This window comes from Empedobacter sp. UBA7494, assembly GCF_002478465.1.
Lineage (GTDB): Bacteria > Bacteroidota > Bacteroidia > Flavobacteriales > Weeksellaceae > Empedobacter > Empedobacter falsenii_B.
Genome location: NZ_DLOC01000020.1, coordinates 19928 through 38807, shown reverse-complemented (window position 1 = coordinate 38807; position 18880 = coordinate 19928). Strand labels below are relative to the sequence as shown.

The following is an 18880-nucleotide window of genomic DNA, read 5'->3' as shown; positions in this document are numbered from 1 at the left end:
ACAACTTAAAAATTAATATTACCTAAATGCACTACGGGTTTAGTTAATATTATTCTACAAGATTATTTCTATGAAATTGTTGCGCTAAATTCTTCTATTTTTTATCAAGTTTTGATCTTTGTTATCTTAATTATTGACCGAGAAAGAGTGATTGAAATTTTTTCTAAACTATTTGAATTAAAAACTAAACTAAAACCAAACTGGATTTTAATCCTTATAAGTTTTATACTTGCAATTGGCTTTAAATTTATTGAAACAAAAGTTTTATAACCAAAAAAGATGAACTTAATTCAGTTCATCTTTTTCTAAAATTTCTTCCGACTCAAAACTCATTTTAAGTTTGATGAGTTCATCTTTTATATTTTCTAATCGCTTCACAACATCTATTTCATCCGTTGTTGTCGCAATTCCTTTTTTACCTATCGCTTGTTTTGCGCCTTCTAACGTATAGCCTTTTATTTTGACCAAATAATAGATATTCTTGAAACAATCAATATCATTTTTGGTAAATAATCGATTTCCTTTTTTGTTCTTTTTGGGTTGAATAATTTCAAATTCTTTTTCCCAAAATCGAATCAACGATGCATTTACATCAAAGGCTTTGGCGACTTCGCCAATCGAGTAATATAGTTTATCAGGCAGGTCTACGTTCATTATCAGCGTTTAATCCAAAGATAATGACAATTTTTTAGAGTTTTGATAAATTTTAATGAAATCGTCTGGATCTACATCATTGTAGAAATACATAATTGGATCTACAGGTTCTCCATTCTTGTGAATTTCGTAATGCAAATGCGCTCCTGTCGACAATCCAGTCGTCCCAACATAACCAATTACATCACCTCTTTTCACTTTTTGTCCACTACGAACTTTCGCACGAGACATGTGAGCATACAAACTTTCGTAACCATTTCCGTGTTTCAAGACCACCATATTTCCGTAACCCGAATTAAATTCAGAAACTTTTACAGAACCATCTCCAGTTGCATAAATTGGTGTTCCTGTAGAAGCTGCAAAATCTAAACCTTTGTGCATTTTATTCACTTTCAAAATTGGGTGAAAACGAGATCCATAACCAGAAGCTAATCTACTTACATATTTATCTGCAACAGGTTTTAGAACTGGCATTGATGATAAATTGGCATCTTTTACACCAGCAGAACGAAATACTTCGTCCAACGATTTTGATTCAATTTCAATTTTATCAATCAATTTTTCGATATCTTCTGCTGTATAATTATCAATTTCTTTGTTTACAGAATCGATATTTTCATTGACACGCATATCATAAATTGTACGATAAATATTGCGATCTTTTTCTTCGATTTCTGTCAAAGCTTCTTCAACTTCTTTGAATTTTTTATGTAATTGCTGATTTTCATTTTCCATTCTTTCCAACTCAGCTAATAATTTGCTTTTGTCGTCTTTGAATTTCCCTGCTCTCGATGCGTATTCAGAATCATTAAAATGATAACCAATCATTCCAGCAGATATTGTCGATAGACATAAAAATAGTAATACGTATAATGCTGTTTTAGGAGTTTTTTGGACTCTTTTCTTCGCCCAACTCATTAAAAATTTCACAGAATTATACTTATAGTTTTTATTTTCCATTACTTAACCAACCTTTTATTATCTTTGTAAAACGTTTGCAAAGTAACGAATATTGTACGAGTAAACTTGTTAATCAAATGATAAAAATAATTTAATTAAATGAAATCCAAAGATATAAGAAAAGAATTTCTGCATTTTTTTGAGACAAAAGGCCACTTAATAGTAGACTCTGCGCCGATTGTTTTGAAAGACGATCCGACATTAATGTTCAATAATTCGGGGATGGCACAATTCAAAGAATATTTTTTAGGAAACGGAACTCCAAAAAGTAATCGTATCGCGGATACACAAAAATGTCTTCGTGTTTCTGGTAAACATAATGATTTGGATGATGTAGGAAAAGATACTTACCACCACACGATGTTCGAAATGTTAGGAAACTGGTCTTTTGGTGATTATTTCAAAAAAGAAGCAATCGCTTGGGCGTGGGAATTATTAACAGAAAAATACGGAATCTCTAAAGATCAAATTTATGTAACCGTTTTTGAAGGTGATAAAGGAGACGGAACATCATTAGATGAAGAAGCATTAGAACTTTGGAAACAACATATTGCTGAAGATAGAATTCTTTACGGAAATAAAAAAGATAATTTCTGGGAAATGGGTGATATTGGACCATGTGGACCATGTTCTGAAATTCATGTTGATATTCGTCCAGAAGCTGATCGTTTAACTGTTGATGGTAAAACATTGGTTAATATGGATCATCCACAAGTTATCGAAATTTGGAACTTGGTATTTATGCAATATCAACGTAAAGCGGATGGTTCTTTAGAATCTTTACCGGCTCGCCATATCGATACAGGTATGGGATTTGAGCGTTTGGCAATGGTTTTACAAGGAAAATCATCTAACTATGATACAGATGTTTTTCAACCAACAATTCAAAAATTAGAAGAAATTTCTGGTGTAAAATACGGAACAGCAGAAAAAACAGATATCGCTATTCGTGTTGTAGTTGACCATTTACGTGCAGTTTCTTTTGCAATTGCAGACGGACAATTACCATCAAACACAGGAGCAGGATATGTAATTCGTCGTATTTTACGTCGCGCAATTTCTTACGGATATCGTTTCTTAGGTCTTAAAGAACCTTTTATCTATAAATTATATCCAATCTTGAAAGCTGAAATGGGTGATTTCTTCCCAGAATTAGTGAAACAAGAAACAATTGTAACTGGCGTTATTCGCGAAGAAGAAGCATCTTTCTTACGTACAATTGAACAAGGATTAAATCGATTAAATCAAATCATTGAGCAATTAGGAGATTCTAAAGTTGTTCCTGGTGATGTGGTTTTCGAATTATATGACACATTTGGTTTCCCCGCAGATTTATCTCGTATTGTAGCAGAAGATCACGGTTTCACAATTGACGAAGCTGGTTTTGAAGCTGAAATGGCGAAACAAAAAGAACGTTCGAAAAAAGCAACTGCTTTAGTAACGGATGACTGGGTTATTTTAGATGATAAAGGAAACGAAACCTCTATCGCTTATGATAACACAGAAGCTGAAGTAAAAATTACACGTTACAGAAAAGTAAAAAATAAAAAAGGAGAATTTTTCCAATTAGTATTCAATCAAACGCCATTCTATGCAGAATCTGGAGGACAAATTGGTGATACAGGATCAATTTCTACTTTGAATGAAACAATTGAAGTTGTTGACACGAAAAAAGAAAATAACTTAGTAATTCATTTCGTTGAAACTTTACCAGAAAATGTAAACGCTACATTCAATGCGAAAGTTGACACAGAAAAACGTAATGAGACAACTAAAAATCACTCTGCAACACACTTAATGCACGAAGCTTTACGCGAAGTTTTAGGAACGCACGTAGAACAAAAAGGTTCGTATGTTGGAGACGATTATTTACGTTTTGACTTTTCTCATTTCTCTAAAATGACAGATGAAGAATTGGCTATTGTTGAGCAAAAAGTAAACGATAAAATTGCAGAAGCTTTACCATTAATCGAAAAAAGAGATTGTGATATCAACGAAGCTATTGCTGATGGAGCTATGGCTCTATTTGGTGAAAAATATGGTGATAAAGTTCGTGTCATTCGTTTCGGATCTTCAATCGAATTATGTGGTGGTACGCACGTAAAAAACACAGCAGATATTCGTTTGTTCAGAATTTTATCTGAATCTTCTACTGCTGCTGGTATTCGTCGTATCGAAGCAATTACATCAAACAAAGCAATCGAAGCATACAAAGATGCTGAGAAAAATTACAATGATGTTTTAGCTGCACTTAAAACGAAAAATGATGCGGTAAAAGCGGTTCAACATTTATTAGATGAAAATGCAGAATTGAAAAAGCAATTAGAGTCTTTTGTTGCGCAACAAGCTGCTGCTGAGAAAGCGACTTGGAAAGCTGCGATTAAAGAGATTAATGGTGTTAATTTCTTAGCGGTTAAAACGAATTTAGATACAAATGCCGCAAAACAAAATGCAATTGATTTAACAAAAGAAATCGAAAATGCATTTATCGTTGTTGGTACGAATGATGCCGTAAAACCATCGATTACAATTTCTATCGCAAAAAACCTTGTAGATGAAAAAGGTTATAACGCAGGACAAATTGTAAAAGAAATCGCGAAGCACATCAATGGCGGCGGTGGTGGACAAGCTTTCTTAGCTACAGCAGGTGGTAAAGAGGTTTCTGGATTAGATGCTGCACTAAAACAAGCAGAGGATTTTGTTAAATAATAAATCTCTATTATAATACTTTAAAAGCGACTTGGTTTATCAAGTCGCTTTTTTTTTATTTTTATAATTCTATTTTAGAATTAACACTTTTAACTTTTTTATCCTGAAAGAGATCAAATTATTGATTGCCGTTAGTATAGTTGCAATTGTTTGGGGAACAACTTTCCTCGGAATTCGTATAGCTGTAGAAACTATTCCTGGTTGGTTTGTTGTTGAAATTCGTCAATTTTTGGCAGGACTAATTATGCTAATTATTTTACTATCTAAAAAGGAATTAAAATAGATTGTCTGGAAAAACCTTTCTTATCAACTTATCTCGCTTCATTAATGCTGATAATGGCAAATGGATTAACTACTGCTGCAGAAGAAAACTTATCGAGTATTTTAGCTGCATTAATTAGTGCAACCTCACCTATTCTCGTTTTTTTAGGAAGTATTTTATTGGCTTAAAAAAATTCAGTTAGCGTGGGTTATTAGGTGTTTTACTTTATTTTGGGGGTGGAATATTTATTTTTTGGTAGGGAAATCAAGAATTAGCAAATCTAGCATATAGAACTGGAATTATTTTACTTTTTTGTGCAATTACAGGTTGGGCAACAGGAACTATTTTCACTAAAAAAATGAATATTCAATCCAAAAATATTTCTCTCAATCTTTTTTACCAATTTATATTTGCTGGAATTGTTTAAATTATTTTTGCATTCGCTTTTACGAAAAATCATAATTTAAAGAATTGGAGTACAAAAAGTATTTCTGCCATGCTTTATTTAGCTGTTTTTGGTTCTGTGATTACGTTTTTTTCATTTCATTATACATTGACAAAATTTCTCCAATACAAGTTTCTATTCTTTCTTATTTCAATACGATTATTGCAATAATTTTGGGTTGGTTAATATTAGACGAACAAATTTCATCAAAGTTTATCGTCGCTACTATTCTAATTATTCTTGGTGTTTTTATTATTAATTATAAGCCAGAAATGTTCAAAACTAAACGTTTAAAAGCAGATTAAGAGTTACGTAATAAAATTTATCTTAATATTTTTAAAAGAAATTAATCTTACTTATGCTATACTGGTTCAAAAAAGTAGTGGTAGAAAATTATGCAAACTTCACGGGAAGAGCTCGTAGAAGTGAATTTTGGTATTTTTCGCTTTTCAAATTAATTATCCCAATTATTATATTAATTCCTTGTATTATTCTGACAATTGTTTTTAGTAATAATGTATACGCACCCGCATTTATGGGTAGTTTTCTTGTATTTTTTTTAATTTTTGAAATTCTTTTAATTATTCCCACTCTCGCCGTAAGTGCAAGACGTTTACATGATATTGGTTACAGTGGATGGCTGCAGTTAATTTCATTAATTCCTGGTGGTGAAATTATTTTATTAATCTTCTTTTTAATGGTCACTCAACCAATGACTAATCAATAGGGACCAAACCCAAAAGAAACTGATGATTCTATCAACGAAATAGGAAACGATTTAATCGAAAGATATTAAAATTAAAAAGCGAGATTAATTCTCTCTTTTTAATTGGATTAATTTTATCCATTGTTTTAGATTATGTCGTCTAAAAATTCCCAAATAACGTTGATTAAAAGAGTTCACCCAAATCGAATTGTCTTCACAATAAATCACAACTGTTTCGATATAATCTCTTCTTCGGTAATTGTATTTATAAAAAATATTTCGTTCCGAATATTCAAAAAGAAACAAACCTTCTTCGTCCAATGATTGCGTAAAATTATGTTGACGCTGCGCTAATTTTTTGATTAAATTAATATTCTCACTCAACGATTTTGATGTTTTAATTTCTACAAAAAATCTGTCTTTAATTGTCGTTATTATTCGAATTCCAAAAATTACAATCAATGAAATAAAAATGATATTGATTTCACTTGATGCATAAGCAAAAAACGAAATAAGTAAAAGCATCCAACCTAAATCCAAATAATTCCAAATTTCGAAAGGCAGAAAATATTTATCACCAACCTTTTTGAGTTTTGTTTTATGATGAAATGTGGAAAGATTGTTTGTATTCATAAGTTATTAGATTTCTCTTAAAAATAAGAAATATTATCGAATTGAAACAATCTTAAATGAATAATAATTAACTCTTTTTATTAAAACAAGAAATTTTAATTATAAAACAAAAACATTCGAATCATTTTTGTAATTTTGCACCTCAAAAATTAAGTAATAAATACAATTCAATAAAATGGCAAACATTACATTCACAATGATTAAGCCTGATGCAGTTGCAAAAGGACACATCGGAGATATTTTAAAAGACATTACTGACGCTGGTTTCAAAATCAAAGCAGCTAAAATGACTCAATTAGCAAAACAAGATGCTGAAGCATTTTACGCTATCCACGCAGAGCGTCCTTTCTTCAAGGATTTAGTTGAGTTTATGACTTCTGGACCAATCGTTGCTGCAGTTTTAGAAAAAGACAACGCAGTTGCTGATTTCCGTACTTTAATCGGTGCTACTAACCCAGCTGAGGCTGCAGAAGGTACAATCCGTGCTAAATACGCTGAATCTATCGATGCTAACGCTGTTCACGGTTCTGATTCTGACGAAAATGCTGCTATTGAAGCTGCTTTCCACTTTGCTGCGAAAGAAATTTTCTAATCGAATAAGATTACAAAACATTATACAAATCCTTCTGAAAATATTCGGAAGGATTTTTTTTGGCTCAAAATTTACTTACCTTTAAATCAAATTCTAAAAAATGAAAAAAATAATTTTAGCCACATTTACAATCGCAGCTTTTGTTGTGTCAAGTTGTAAAACTAAAGTAGAAAAAGTAAAAGACGAAGAAAATTCTAAAGAATATAAAGTTGAAATTGAAATCGGAAATGTTTCAGCAGAAAATTCTATTCAATTTGAAGGAACATACAAAGGAATTTTGCCTTGTTACGAGAAAGATTGCAAAGAGATTGAAATGGAAATAAAATTATTACCAAACAAAGGATATGTCTATTCTACAAAACGTTTGGGGTTAGATAAAATGGCTATTATGACAACTGGAACTTTTCAGTTTAAAGAAGATGGAAATACAATTGTTTTTCCTGAAATTGCCAATGTTCCGAATGCTTTTTTGGTTGAAGAAGGAAAAATTACTCAGTTAAATAAAAATCAGAAGAAAATAGAGTCGGCCGATTCTGCTAAATTTGTTTTGACAAAAGAAAAATAGATAAAAAAGGTTTCGATATGAAACCTTTTTTTATTGTAATAATTTTAGATTTTTCATTGCGCTAATGCTACATTCAGAATGACATTTCTTCAAATAACTTTACCTCAACTCCAATCGACAAACGAAGTTTACTTTTTCTTGATTAACAATTTTAAACTGAATTAAATGTTCAGTTTCTAATTTCTGAATTTCTATTTCGTCATGTAAACTTAATTCTTTCAAGAAATTCATATCAATCGCTTTGATACGATGTTTTAATATAATTTCAGGATCAATAGTATTCAAACACCAATCCAAATATTTGGTATTATTTGCGTGTTTTACGATATCTAAATCAGAAAACTGAACTTTATATTGAACAACTTCCGTTGGTTCAAAATCAATGTTCAAAATCGAATTCTCAATTTCAGTTGGTTTCAGATTTGGAAAACGTTCAATGTGAGATGAATCAAGTTGAAGAATATCAGGACGACGTTTTTCTGTATTGAAAACCGCCCACAAACTTGAAGCTCCAATTAATTTTTTTCCATTTTTCTCGATTGTAAAATCACGAATAGATTTTGCACCTTTCAAAACTTCAATCCATGTTTTCACGTCAACAAAATCTGTCCAAGAAGGTAATTCATCAATCTCAATTCGAAGTCGATTCATTACCCAAGATTGATTAAATTCTTGTAAATCAAAGAAACCTAAACCTCCTTTTATCGCGTGTTCTGAAGCAGTTAATTGAAAAAGATTTGCCATTTCAGACAATTTCATCTTACCTGTCGGATCACATTGAGAAAAGTAAATCTCCCAATTTTTCGTATAAATTGATTTAAAATCTTCTGCTATTGGCATCGATAAAGTTTTGAATCTATCATTCTAAAATTATTTTCCTAATTTCTTTTTCATATCCGCCATCATAACCGCAGCTACACCAGCTTCAACTCCTTTATTTCCATGTTTTCCACCAGAACGATCAATTGATTGCTGTTCATTTTCGTCTGTTAAAACACAAAAAATAATTGGCATATTGTGTTTGATATTCAAATCTTTTACACCTTGCGTCACACCTTGACAAACATAATCAAAATGCGCTGTTGCTCCACGAATCACACATCCAACAACGATAATTCCGTCCAAATCTGGATGAGTTTGCGCAACTTTATCAGCTCCATAAATCAACTCAAAACTACCAGGAACTTCATATAAAGTAACATCATCAGGATTTGCGCCCAAATCAATCAATGTATCTTTTGCTCCATCTCGCAAATTAAATGTGATATGATTATTCCATTCAGATGTAATGATTGCAAATTTAGATCCCGCTACATTTGGTAATTCTGCTTTATTATATTGAGATAAATTTTTATTTTCTGTTGCCATTTTGTTTCTAATTTGAAAGGTAAAAATACAAAAATGATTTAGGATAAACTTTGATTTGTATCAATAAAAAAAGCCGAACAAATTGTTCGGCTTGTACTTATTTTGAAAGTGAATTATTTTGCAGATTCAGAGGCGTATTTTAAACGCTCAATAAACTTCGCTGTTTCACCATTGTTTGCATTTGGATATTTACCCTCTAAAGCTTGAAAATATTTTAAAGCATCAGCATTTTTACCTAATTCCATCGCAATTTCACCCGCTTTTGTATAGTAAGTCGATTGTAATGTTTCAACTTCTGTCGCTTCAGCAGCTTTTACATAGTAAGGTAAACCTTCTTCTAATTTGTTAGAAGCAACTAATGCATTTCCTAACATACCATATTTTTGCGCCAACATTACATTGTCATCTGTGTCAAAATCTTCTAATAATTTTACCGCAGATGCGTAATCTCCTAATTTATAATAAGAACTTGCCGCTTTGAAACGTGCTAAATTACCAGCATCAGTATTTCCATATTCATCAACAATTTGTTGTAAACCTTGGAAACTTCCTGCGCTACCATTAAGAGCAACGTTAATAGAATCTTGATCAAAAAGACGTTCTGCTTGAACCATTTCTTTGAAAGCGTCTTCTGATTTAGGTTCTACGACTAATTTTAAGTAAGCAAAATAACCTAAAACAGCTACAATAATTACTCCTAAACCAATACCAATTGCTTTAGCATATTTTTCAACAAAAAACTCTACGTTGAAAGCTGTTCTATCTAATTTTTCTACGAATTGCTCTGTAGCGAATTCTTCTTTTTTATTATTTTTTGCCATTTTAATAATTTACGAGGTTGCAAAAATACAATTTGGAACAAATATATCCAATAAATTTATTTACAAACAACCTTTTAGAATAAATATGCTACTGATAAGTTCAACATTTGCGGACGATTTTCTGTTCTATATTGTCCATTTGATCCGTTCAAAATGTCAGATCCAACTTTTCCTAAACCAAATTCGTAACGTAAATCGAATAATAATTTAGAAACTTCTACACCTGCACCAATTTGCATTCCGACATTAAATTCATCTTGTTTTGCAGTTGTAAAATCTTTTACAGATAATTTATCATCAAAATAGTATGAGAAAACTGGTCCTGCTTGAACGTGTCCGATTCCTAGAAATCTTTTTCCAACATTTACAGGAATATCTAAACGTTTCTTTGTAATACCAATATCTTGAGGTTTATCATTTTTATCTAATACATTATATTCATTTTTGAATTGCGTATACAATAACTCTGGCTGAATATAAATTCCTGCTAAAGAGACACGCGCTAAAGCACCCGCTTGAAATCCAGCAGAAGCTTTTCCATCTCTCTTGAAAATATTTCCAGCATCTTGCCAAACTTTTCCTTTATCTGTATTGAAAACAGCTCCACCTTTGATACCAAAATCGATATTTTGTGCTGTTGCAAAATTTGCAGCTAAACCTACAATTGCAGTTAAAATTAACTTTTTCATAGAATTTTTATTTTTATTGATTTATTATTGTTCTTTTAATAAGGCTTCTCTTAGTTTCTTGAAAAGATTCGACGAATATACAAAATCAATTACATTTGGATTATCAGCCACCAAAATCTCCTCTTTTGTCCCTTCCCATTCCAAGAAACCATTTTTTAGGAAAACAATATGATCTCCAATTTCCATTACCGAGTTCATATCGTGTGTATTTACAACGGTTGTTGTGTTGTATTCTTTTGTGATATCATAAATTAATTGGTCGATAACTAACGCCGTTTTCGGGTCAAGACCAGAGTTTGGTTCATCAGCAAATAAATATTTTGGATTATTTACAATCGCGCGCGCAATCGCCACACGTTTTTGCATTCCTCCAGATATTTCTGACGGATATTTTTTAAGTGCTGTACGAGCTATTTCTACACGATCTAATACTTCACGCGCACGTTTTTCGGCATCAGCATTTGACATATCCGAAAACATTTGCAATGGAAATTTTACATTTTCTACAATATTCATCGTATCATACAAAGCCGAACCTTGGAAAACTACTCCAATTTCTGAACGTAAACGTTGTTTTTCTTTGTAATCAAACTCGATCATATTATCTCCTTCGTACAAAATTTGACCTGAAGTTGGTGTTAATAATCCAATCAAATTTTTCAAGAAAACTGTTTTTCCAGAACCACTTTGACCAATAATTAAACTAACTTTTCCTTTCTCGAAAGTGACAGAAAAACCTTTCAGTACTTCTACTGCATCAAATGATTTTCTGATATCTTTTACTTCAATCATTAGCTCAAAATTGTTTGTGTTAATATTAAATTGATCACAATAATTGCTACTGATGTCCATACAACAGCTGTTGTTGCAGAACGACCAACTTCTAATGAACCACCTTTAACTTTATAACCATAATATGCCGGAATTGTTGCGATAACAAACGCGAATACCATTGTTTTAAGAAATGTATAGACAAACAATTTTGTTGCCATATTCATTTGTAAACCTGTAATAAAATCGGCCGCTGACCATAGTTTTGTAAAAACACCAATGTAGTAACCTCCTAATAATCCAAATCCGATAGAAATCATAACCAATAAAGGATTGAAAAAAACACAGGCTATAATTTTTGGTAAAATCAAGAAGTTTGCAGAATTAATCCCCATTACATCTAACGCATCAATTTGTTCGGTAACACGCATGGTTCCGATACTCGAAGCGATGTACGAACCTACTTTACCAACTAAAATTAGCGACATAATGGTTGGAGCAAACTCTAATACCAAAACCACTTTGGTCGCATAACCAATGTAAGCATCTGGAACAGGAATAGAAGCTCCCTGAAAGTTTTGTGCCATTTGTATTGCTACAACTGCACCCATAAATGTTGAGATAAAGGTTACAATTCCCAAAGAGTTGACACCTAAATCATATATTTCTCTAACGGTCAATTTCCAGAAAACGCTCAGTTTTTGAGGCTTGCTAAATACTTTACCCATAAGCATAAAGTATGACCCTAAATTTTCGATTAGTTTCATTACGACAAAATTAATATTTTTATTGGAAAGGCTTTTTATTTATCTTGCACAATGTGAATTTAGAACATTTAACTTCTTATCTCCCTCATAATGCAGACTTGTATGTAAAAAAGTGGTTAGAAAATCATTTTATAACGTTAAAAATTACAAGAAGACGTGAAACTAAGTTGGGAGATTATCGCAAATTGGTCGAAAATAATCGTCATCAAATTACAGTGAATGGCGACTTAAATCAGTATGCTTTCTTTTTTGTTTTTACACATGAAGTGGCGCATCTCAAAACTTTTGTTCAGTTTGATTCGCGTAAAATAAATCCGCATGGAAAAGAATGGAAAACCATTTTTGGGCATTTATTATTAGAATCTATTCACGTTTATCCCGAAGAATTGCAACCGTATATTCTTCATCATGCCAAACATCCAAAGGCAAGCTTAGGAGCGGATATTAATATCTCAAAATATATTATAGATGATAAAAATCCTGCTCAAATTTATCTTGAAGATTTGGAGGATGGCTCAATATTTTCGATTGGAAAAAGAATCTTTAAAAAAGAATCTAAACGAAAATTAAGGTATCTTTGTTTAGAGTTGAAAACCAAGAAAAAATATTTGATAAACGCAACTGCAACTGTAAATAAACTTTAAAAGACAATCATGAATAATAAAGATAACTACGCTGTTATTCTTGCCAGTGGTACAGGAATGAGATTATGGCCTTTGAGTACAATTAAGAAGCCAAAACAGTTTCATGATTTATTAGGAATCGGAAAAACTTTTATTCAATTAACGTATAATCGTATAAAAAAAATCGTTCCACAAGAGAATATCTTCATTGTAACTATTCAAGATTATAAAGAGATTGTAAAAGAACAATTACCAGATTTTGAGGATGAAAATTTTATCATCGAACCAAGAGTCATGAATACCGCAGCTTGTAATTTATTGGCCGCAATGACAATCCAACAACTTAATCCAAATGCTAAATTAATTATTTCTCCTTCAGATCATTTTATTTTTGATGAAGATGAATTTGTAGAAAAAGTAAATCTTGCTTTCGAGGATGCTGACAACGATCGATTGATTACTTTGGGAGTAGCTCCAACACGACCAGATGTTAATTACAGTTACATTCAGTTCATCGAAAATACAACACCTATAAAAAAAGTAAAATCTTATATCGATAAACCTGATTTAGAATTCGCCGAATCTTTTATAATGAGTGGTGAATTTATTTGGAATACAGGAATCTTAATTTGGTCTGTAGATAGCATTATAAAAGCGTTTCAGCAACATTTACCTTCGATGCAAGAAACTTTGAAAAAGTATTTTGATCTTGATCGTTCTTTACAAAATACAAAAACTTTAAAGCCTATTTACACAACGTTAGATGTAACTTCTATCAACAAAGGAATTTTAGAGCAAGCAGATAATGTTTATGTCATTCCGACAACTTTTGGCTGGAGTGATATTGGAACTTGGTCGGCTATCAACGAAAAATATAAATATACAGGTGAAGATCAGGACGAAAATAACAATACATTATTATGTAAACACTTTTCTGGTTACAACGCCAAAAATAATTTTATTTATTCTACGCAAGACAAAGCTATTATTATTGACGGATTAGATAGTTATGTGGTTATTAATTCGGAGAAAGGATTACTCATATGTCCTCGAAGCAATGTACAGTTTATAAAAACTTATGTGAGCGATTTGAAATTACAGAAAAACGGAGAAAAATATTGTTAAAATATAGCTACAAAGTCCTTCAAGTTTGGATGACTTTTTTATTTGAAATCAATCGCTTTTGGATAAGCAACTTTCTGAATAATATAAATCGATAGCATAAAAAATATACTCATGATTAATGTTGCAACAGGTAAATATTTTATCGAGTCAGAAGGTAGAATCATTGGTAAAATCACCATTGCAAAAGCAGGAGGTAAGCGTAAATCTGTTAATTTCAAAATAAACATTACGATAATCAAATCGATCAAGCCAATGATTAACCAATTATCAAGATAATGCATTGTTAAACAACCAGCCAGTGTGGTCATAAACATCACAAGAATACGTTTTAGACGTATAGTTAATTTTAATGTTGGATTATTTAACGATTCAAAAGAAATTACAATAATTGGTGGAATAGCAGAGAAGTGTGCAAAACCGCTAAAATAACAGGCTGCAAACCAAACTATGCATAATCCAATTAACCATCTATTATGGCTTGTGTAAATCATTGGAACTGCATTTTCAGTTGGTTTTAGTTTGAATATTTTTATTGATAGAAAAAGTAAAAAGACAAATAGAAATATCGCATATAGAAATACAAAAGATTCTGCATTTGTAACAATTGGTAATAATCCCGTAGCTAATGCTGGCGCAAGTTGACTTTTAAAAATTTTCAAGACAATTAACATCGTAACTAATACCAATGTTAATTTGAATGATAGTATGATTGGTAAAAAATTAATTCCAAATCCTAAAATAGCTGTAATTGACGGAAGTAAAAAAATATGAAATGGTCGTTGTAGCCATTTATTTTCTCGAAACGTTAAAATTCCTACAGATAATGCAGCGACTTCTGGTAAAATAATTTCTTTATCACTATAAATCATTGCCGCTCCAATCATGATTAAAATAAATAGAAAAGCGACGGAGTATGAGACAAAAGATTCTTTATTACCTAAGATAGATTTCATGAAATAAATGTATAAAAAAAAACCTTTGTAAATATACAAAGGTTTTGTCGGGGTGGCAGGATTCGAACCTGCGACCTCCTGCTCCCAAAGCAGGCGCGATGACCGGGCTACGCTACACCCCGATTCGGTCATTCAAAAAAAATGCGGAGAGACAGGGACTCGAACCCTGGCATCGGTTTCCCGATGACAGATTAGCAATCTGCTCCATTACCACTCTGGCACCTCTCCTGGTTTTTAATAAAACGTGTGATCCAGTCAGGATTCGAACCTGAGACCTACTGCTTAGAAGGCAGTTGCTCTATCCAGCTGAGCTACTGGACCGATCCAAAAATTCATTGAATTTTGTCGGGGTGGCAGGATTCGAACCTGCGACCTCCTGCTCCCAAAGCAGGCGCGATGACCGGGCTACGCTACACCCCGATTCGGTCTTCTTTTTTGATAATAAAATCTTTTCGGATGAAAATTTTGTCGGGGTGGCAGGATTCGAACCTGCGACCTCCTGCTCCCAAAGCAGGCGCGATGACCGGGCTACGCTACACCCCGATAGATTTCATTATCGTGGGTGCAAATGTAAGGTGATTTTTGAAAATTAACCAAATATTTTTAAGAATATTTTTCGGAAACTTTCATATATGTTTCTAAATCCTTATCTCCTCTTCCTGAAAGATTCAGAATCACAATGTCTTGCGGTTTAAAATTAATTTTTTCTAAAGCAGCTAAAGCATGAGAAGATTCTAATGCAGGAATGATTCCTTCCTCTTTTGTCAACATAAAAGCTGCCTCCAAGGCTTCATCATCTGTTGCATTTAAGAATTCTGCACGTCCAGTTTTGAACAAATGCGCATGTAAAGGACCAACGCCAGGATAGTCTAATCCAGCAGAAATAGAATATGGTTCGACAATTTGTCCATCTTTATCTTGCATCAATAATGTTCGACTTCCATGAATAATTCCTTCCGTTCCTTTGATCGTTGTTGCTGCAGTTTCACCAGATTCTACGCCCAAACCAGCCGCTTCAACCGCGATTAATTTGACTGAATCATCATCTAAGAAATTATAAAAAGCTCCCGCAGCATTACTTCCGCCACCAACACAAGCAATCACATAATCAGGGTTCTCTTTTCCATATTTCTCTTTCATCTGCGCTTTAATTTCTTCCGAAATAATCGCTTGGAATTTTGTTACCATTGCTGGATAAGGATGAGGTCCAACTACAGAACCAATGATGTAAAAAGTTTCAGGATTATTGATCCAATAACGAATTGCTTCATTTGTTGCATCTTTCAAGGTTTTACTACCTGATGTTGCTGGAATAACTTCTGCACCTAACATTTTCATTCGTGCAACATTTGGTGCTTGACGAGCAATGTCAATTTCTCCCATAAAAACGATACATTCTAATCCCATCAACGCACAAACCGTAGCAGTAGCAACACCATGTTGTCCAGCGCCAGTTTCGGCAATAATTTTGGTTTTACCCATTCGTTTTGCCAAAAGTGCCTGACCAATCGCATTGTTGATTTTATGTGCTCCTGTATGATTCAAATCTTCACGTTTTAATAAAATATTAGTGTTATATTTTTTGGAAAGATTTGGTGCAAAATACAATGGACTTGGTCGACCAACGTAATCTTTTAACAACAAATTAAATTCGTTTTTGAATTCGTCTGTATCGACATATTTTGCTAAAGCTTCTGATAATTCTTCACAATTATGATGTAATAATTCTGGAATAAATGCTCCTCCAAATTCACCATAAAAACCTCTCTCGTCAACTTCGTATTTCATTTTGTTTCTTTTTTAATTTTGTTCAATTCGTCCATCAATTGTATTGATAAACTGTTTTACTTCGTCAGTTTTTTTTATTCCTGGTGCTGACTCAAAACCACTATTGACATCTAATCCAATACATCTCGGATGTTGAAAATTTTTCAAGATAAATGCATCTTCCAATGTTATTCCACCACTTAATAAAAAAGGTGTTGATAACTGATAGTTTGTTAACAATTGCCAATCAAATTTCTTTCCTGTACCGCCATAATCGTCAGATTTTGTGTCAAATACAAAACTATCAACAACTTGTTGATAAGTGGTTAATTGTTGAAAATCTTCAATCGATTTTATACCAACAGCTTTCCAAATTTTGAAATCTAAAAAGCTTTCATCAGTTAATAATCGTTGATGTTTTTGGTTAATTAACTCTTCGCAAAAATCCGCTGTTTCATCACCATGTAATTGGACAACATCTAATTTATATTGTTCTACTTTTTCAAGAATATTTTCAATAGATTCATTCACGAAAACGCCCACTTTTTCTGCATTCGGAAAGACTTTAAAAATAGATTCATCTTCTACAAATCGTTTTGATTTTGGATAGAAAATAAAGCCAACATAATCAGGTTCGACTGCTGCAATTTCTTTGAAATTTTCGACGTTATTATTTCCGCAAACCTTTACTTGAAAACGTTTCATTTTGATTCTTTTACAAATTGCTCAAATGCTTGAGATGGATTTTCAGCTTTCATAAAATTTTCACCAATCAAAAATCCTTGAAACCCAGCTTGTCTTAGTTCTTTTACTGTTTTAGGATCAGAAATTCCACTTTCAGCAACTTTGATTAAATCGGTTGGTAACTGTTTCAAAATTTGTTTCGATTTTTCAATATCAACTTCAAAATTTTTCAAATTACGGTTGTTAATTCCAATCAAATCAATGAATTCATTTACTTTTTCCAATTGATCTTCTGAATGTAATTCCAATAAAACTTCCAAGCCAATTTCTTTAGCTGTTTTCGCTAAATGATAAACTTCATCTTTGGTTAAACATTCTGCAATCAACAAGATCAAATCAGCACCAATTGTTTTTGTTTCGTACACTTGAAATTCATCAACAATAAAATCTTTACGCAAAACAGGAATATTCAACACTTCTTTTGCTTGTTTTAAATCATCAAAACTTCCGCCAAAAAATTGCTCATCTGTTAAAACAGAAACGACAGAAGCACCAAACTTTTCGTAACCCGAAATAACTTCTTTTACATTTGCGTCTTTGTTAATAAAACCTTTCGATGGTGATTTTCGTTTAAATTCTGCAATAATTCCAGATTTTGATTTATCTAAAATTGAAGCTTTTGCAGATTTAACAGGAAGAAGAAAATTTTCTGAATTTCTAAAACTTTCGATTGATTGAGTTTTCTGTTTTTCTAAAATTTCAACACGTTTTTGTGCGACAATTTCGTCTAATATCGTTTTCATGGTTTCATTAATTTTTGGAATACATTCAATGCTTTTTTACTGTCTAAACTTTCGTTCGCAATTGCTACACATTCGATTAAATCTTTGGTTGGATAAATTGTCTTAAGCGCTAAAGCAGCATTTGCTAAAACAACTTCTTTTTGCGCTTTGGTTGAATTTCCTTCTAAAACGCTCAAAAATATTTTAGAATTTTCTTCGATTGATTTTCCTCCTTTTATCTCATCAGGTTGAAGAATATTTAAACCAAAATCTTTACTTTCTAAAACAAATTCCCCCGAATTATTGTACACTTTTGTAGGCGATGTCAAGGAAATTTCATCATAACCAGCCAACGCAGTCGAAATCGAATATTTCACGCCCGAATTTTGCATCACATAATGATATAATCGAGCAGTTTTGACATCATATGTTCCTAAATTTTGAAATTCTGGTTGAACAGGATTCACCAAAGGTCCCATTAAATTGAAAAATGTTTTTATCGCCAAACCTTTTCTAATCGGAGCAACTTTCGCTAAAGCCGGATGAAAGAGTGGCGCATGTAAAAATGTAATTCCAACTTCTTCGAACTCACGTTTTAATTTATCTTGATTAACAGAAAATTCGTAACCAAAATTATCCAACATATTCGAAGAACCGCTTACAGACGACGCTCCGTAATTTCCTTGTTTAATAATTTTCTCTCCAGCTCCAGCCAAGACAAAACAACTCAATGTCGAAATATTAAAAGTGTCTTTTCCGTCACCGCCCGTTCCTACAACATCAATCGCTTGCTTTGGTAAATTAACTTTGATGCATAAATCTAACAACGCTCGACGATATCCTTTTAATTCTTCCAACGTAATGTTACGCATATTAAAAATGGTCATAAATGAAGCTAATTCGACAGCCGAATATTTTTCTTCCGAAATTTCCACCATAATTTGATAGGCTTCATTTTCGCTCAAAGTATAATTTTCGAATAATAAATTTAATAATTTTCTCAT

At 32.3% G+C, this 18880-nt stretch carries 22 protein-coding genes and 5 tRNA genes; 8 read left to right on the top strand and 19 right to left on the bottom strand.

From position 1 onward, the window contains the following. Window positions 1–285: 285 nt before the first annotated feature. Complete coding sequence (locus B4E95_RS02125) at window positions 286–654, bottom strand: MerR family transcriptional regulator (RefSeq protein WP_038331000.1); 369 nt, start codon at window positions 652–654, stop codon at window positions 286–288. 9 nt (window positions 655–663) lie between these two features. Further along, on the bottom strand, window positions 664–1614 hold the full coding sequence (locus B4E95_RS02120) for a M23 family metallopeptidase (RefSeq protein WP_038330999.1): 951 nt from the start codon (window positions 1612–1614) through the stop codon (window positions 664–666). 99 nt (window positions 1615–1713) lie between these two features. Between B4E95_RS02120 and alaS the strand changes: the two genes are divergently transcribed. The 4 genes from alaS to B4E95_RS02105 all read left to right on the top strand — a co-directional run bounded on the left by alaS (window position 1714) and on the right by B4E95_RS02105 (window position 5757). Next, entirely contained in the window at window positions 1714–4323 is a 2610-nt protein-coding gene (alaS, locus tag B4E95_RS02115; RefSeq protein ID WP_291089546.1) for an alanine--tRNA ligase, read from the top strand. Between the two features lie 121 nt (window positions 4324–4444). Further along, entirely contained in the window at window positions 4445–4606 is a 162-nt protein-coding gene (locus B4E95_RS13045) for an EamA family transporter (RefSeq protein ID WP_349680094.1), read from the top strand. A 450-nt stretch (window positions 4607–5056) separates the two neighbouring features. Further along, the gene (locus B4E95_RS13115; protein WP_291063681.1) at window positions 5057–5335 is read left to right on the top strand and encodes an EamA family transporter; all 279 of its coding nucleotides are present in this window, start codon (window positions 5057–5059) and stop codon (window positions 5333–5335) included. A gap of 53 nt (window positions 5336–5388) precedes the next feature. Next, window positions 5389–5757 carry a DUF805 domain-containing protein gene (locus B4E95_RS02105; RefSeq protein WP_291089543.1) on the top strand — a complete coding sequence of 123 codons (369 nt, stop codon included), beginning with the start codon at window positions 5389–5391 and terminating at the stop codon, window positions 5755–5757. Window positions 5758–5841: 84 nt separating this feature from the next. On the opposite strand, the gene B4E95_RS02100 is transcribed toward B4E95_RS02105, so the two are convergent. Then, window positions 5842–6369 (bottom strand): hypothetical protein, encoded by a 528-nt coding sequence (locus B4E95_RS02100; RefSeq protein WP_291089540.1) that lies wholly within the window; start codon window positions 6367–6369, stop codon window positions 5842–5844. A gap of 175 nt (window positions 6370–6544) precedes the next feature. Between B4E95_RS02100 and B4E95_RS02095 the strand changes: the two genes are divergently transcribed. Together B4E95_RS02095 and B4E95_RS02090 are read left to right on the top strand one after the other, a co-directional pair. After that, the gene (locus tag B4E95_RS02095; protein WP_038330990.1) at window positions 6545–6961 is read left to right on the top strand and encodes a nucleoside-diphosphate kinase; all 417 of its coding nucleotides are present in this window, start codon (window positions 6545–6547) and stop codon (window positions 6959–6961) included. Between the two features lie 100 nt (window positions 6962–7061). Further along, window positions 7062–7526 (top strand): copper resistance protein NlpE, encoded by a 465-nt coding sequence (locus B4E95_RS02090; RefSeq protein WP_171622569.1) that lies wholly within the window; start codon window positions 7062–7064, stop codon window positions 7524–7526. Window positions 7527–7625: 99 nt separating this feature from the next. On the opposite strand, the gene B4E95_RS02085 is transcribed toward B4E95_RS02090, so the two are convergent. The 6 genes from B4E95_RS02085 to B4E95_RS02060 form a co-directional block, all read right to left on the bottom strand. Further along, window positions 7626–8366, bottom strand: a complete 741-nt coding sequence (locus B4E95_RS02085; RefSeq protein WP_291089537.1) for an acyl-[acyl-carrier-protein] thioesterase — start codon at window positions 8364–8366, stop codon at window positions 7626–7628. Between the two features lie 30 nt (window positions 8367–8396). Beyond that, window positions 8397–8894, bottom strand: a complete 498-nt coding sequence (gene ribH / locus B4E95_RS02080) for a 6,7-dimethyl-8-ribityllumazine synthase (protein ID WP_125349547.1) — start codon at window positions 8892–8894, stop codon at window positions 8397–8399. A 113-nt stretch (window positions 8895–9007) separates the two neighbouring features. Next, complete coding sequence (locus B4E95_RS02075) at window positions 9008–9715, bottom strand: tetratricopeptide repeat protein (protein WP_291089534.1); 708 nt, start codon at window positions 9713–9715, stop codon at window positions 9008–9010. A gap of 74 nt (window positions 9716–9789) precedes the next feature. Continuing rightward, window positions 9790–10404: a porin family protein gene (locus tag B4E95_RS02070; RefSeq protein WP_291063672.1), complete on the bottom strand. Its 615-nt coding sequence runs from the start codon at window positions 10402–10404 to the stop codon at window positions 9790–9792. A gap of 24 nt (window positions 10405–10428) precedes the next feature. Further along, window positions 10429–11196: an ABC transporter ATP-binding protein gene (locus tag B4E95_RS02065; RefSeq protein ID WP_114998788.1), complete on the bottom strand. Its 768-nt coding sequence runs from the start codon at window positions 11194–11196 to the stop codon at window positions 10429–10431. Next, window positions 11196–11942 (bottom strand): MlaE family ABC transporter permease, encoded by a 747-nt coding sequence (locus tag B4E95_RS02060; protein WP_171622564.1) that lies wholly within the window; start codon window positions 11940–11942, stop codon window positions 11196–11198. Before B4E95_RS02060 ends, B4E95_RS02065 begins: the two co-directional genes overlap by 1 nt. Window positions 11943–11995: 53 nt before the next feature. On the opposite strand from B4E95_RS02060, the gene B4E95_RS02055 reads away from it, so the two are divergent. Together B4E95_RS02055 and B4E95_RS02050 are read left to right on the top strand one after the other, a co-directional pair. Then, complete coding sequence (locus B4E95_RS02055; RefSeq protein WP_291089531.1) at window positions 11996–12586, top strand: SprT-like domain-containing protein; 591 nt, start codon at window positions 11996–11998, stop codon at window positions 12584–12586. Between the two features lie 9 nt (window positions 12587–12595). Beyond that, window positions 12596–13690: a mannose-1-phosphate guanylyltransferase gene (locus tag B4E95_RS02050; RefSeq protein ID WP_291089529.1), complete on the top strand. Its 1095-nt coding sequence runs from the start codon at window positions 12596–12598 to the stop codon at window positions 13688–13690. 38 nt (window positions 13691–13728) lie between these two features. Here B4E95_RS02050 and B4E95_RS02045 read toward each other — a convergent pair whose 3' ends face one another. The 10 genes from B4E95_RS02045 to trpD form a co-directional block, all read right to left on the bottom strand. Continuing rightward, the gene (locus B4E95_RS02045) at window positions 13729–14643 is read right to left on the bottom strand and encodes a hypothetical protein (RefSeq protein WP_291089526.1); all 915 of its coding nucleotides are present in this window, start codon (window positions 14641–14643) and stop codon (window positions 13729–13731) included. 47 nt (window positions 14644–14690) lie between these two features. Beyond that, window positions 14691–14765, bottom strand: a tRNA-Pro gene (locus tag B4E95_RS02040). Between the two features lie 22 nt (window positions 14766–14787). Next, window positions 14788–14871 (bottom strand) — tRNA-Ser (locus B4E95_RS02035). Between the two features lie 19 nt (window positions 14872–14890). Next, window positions 14891–14964: transfer RNA gene (locus tag B4E95_RS02030), tRNA-Arg, on the bottom strand. A 24-nt stretch (window positions 14965–14988) separates the two neighbouring features. Next, window positions 14989–15063: transfer RNA gene (locus B4E95_RS02025), tRNA-Pro, on the bottom strand. Window positions 15064–15111: 48 nt separating this feature from the next. After that, window positions 15112–15186, bottom strand: a tRNA-Pro gene (locus B4E95_RS02020). 60 nt (window positions 15187–15246) lie between these two features. Further along, complete coding sequence (gene trpB / locus B4E95_RS02015; protein WP_291089523.1) at window positions 15247–16431, bottom strand: tryptophan synthase subunit beta; 1185 nt, start codon at window positions 16429–16431, stop codon at window positions 15247–15249. Window positions 16432–16443: 12 nt separating this feature from the next. Then, on the bottom strand, window positions 16444–17115 hold the full coding sequence (locus B4E95_RS02010; protein ID WP_291089520.1) for a phosphoribosylanthranilate isomerase: 672 nt from the start codon (window positions 17113–17115) through the stop codon (window positions 16444–16446). Beyond that, a complete protein-coding gene (trpC, locus tag B4E95_RS02005; protein WP_291089517.1) occupies window positions 17112–17897 on the bottom strand; it encodes an indole-3-glycerol phosphate synthase TrpC in 786 nt (261 codons plus the stop codon). Before trpC ends, B4E95_RS02010 begins: the two co-directional genes overlap by 4 nt. After that, window positions 17894–18880: an anthranilate phosphoribosyltransferase gene (gene trpD, locus B4E95_RS02000; RefSeq protein WP_291089514.1), complete on the bottom strand. Its 987-nt coding sequence runs from the start codon at window positions 18878–18880 to the stop codon at window positions 17894–17896. Before trpD ends, trpC begins: the two co-directional genes overlap by 4 nt.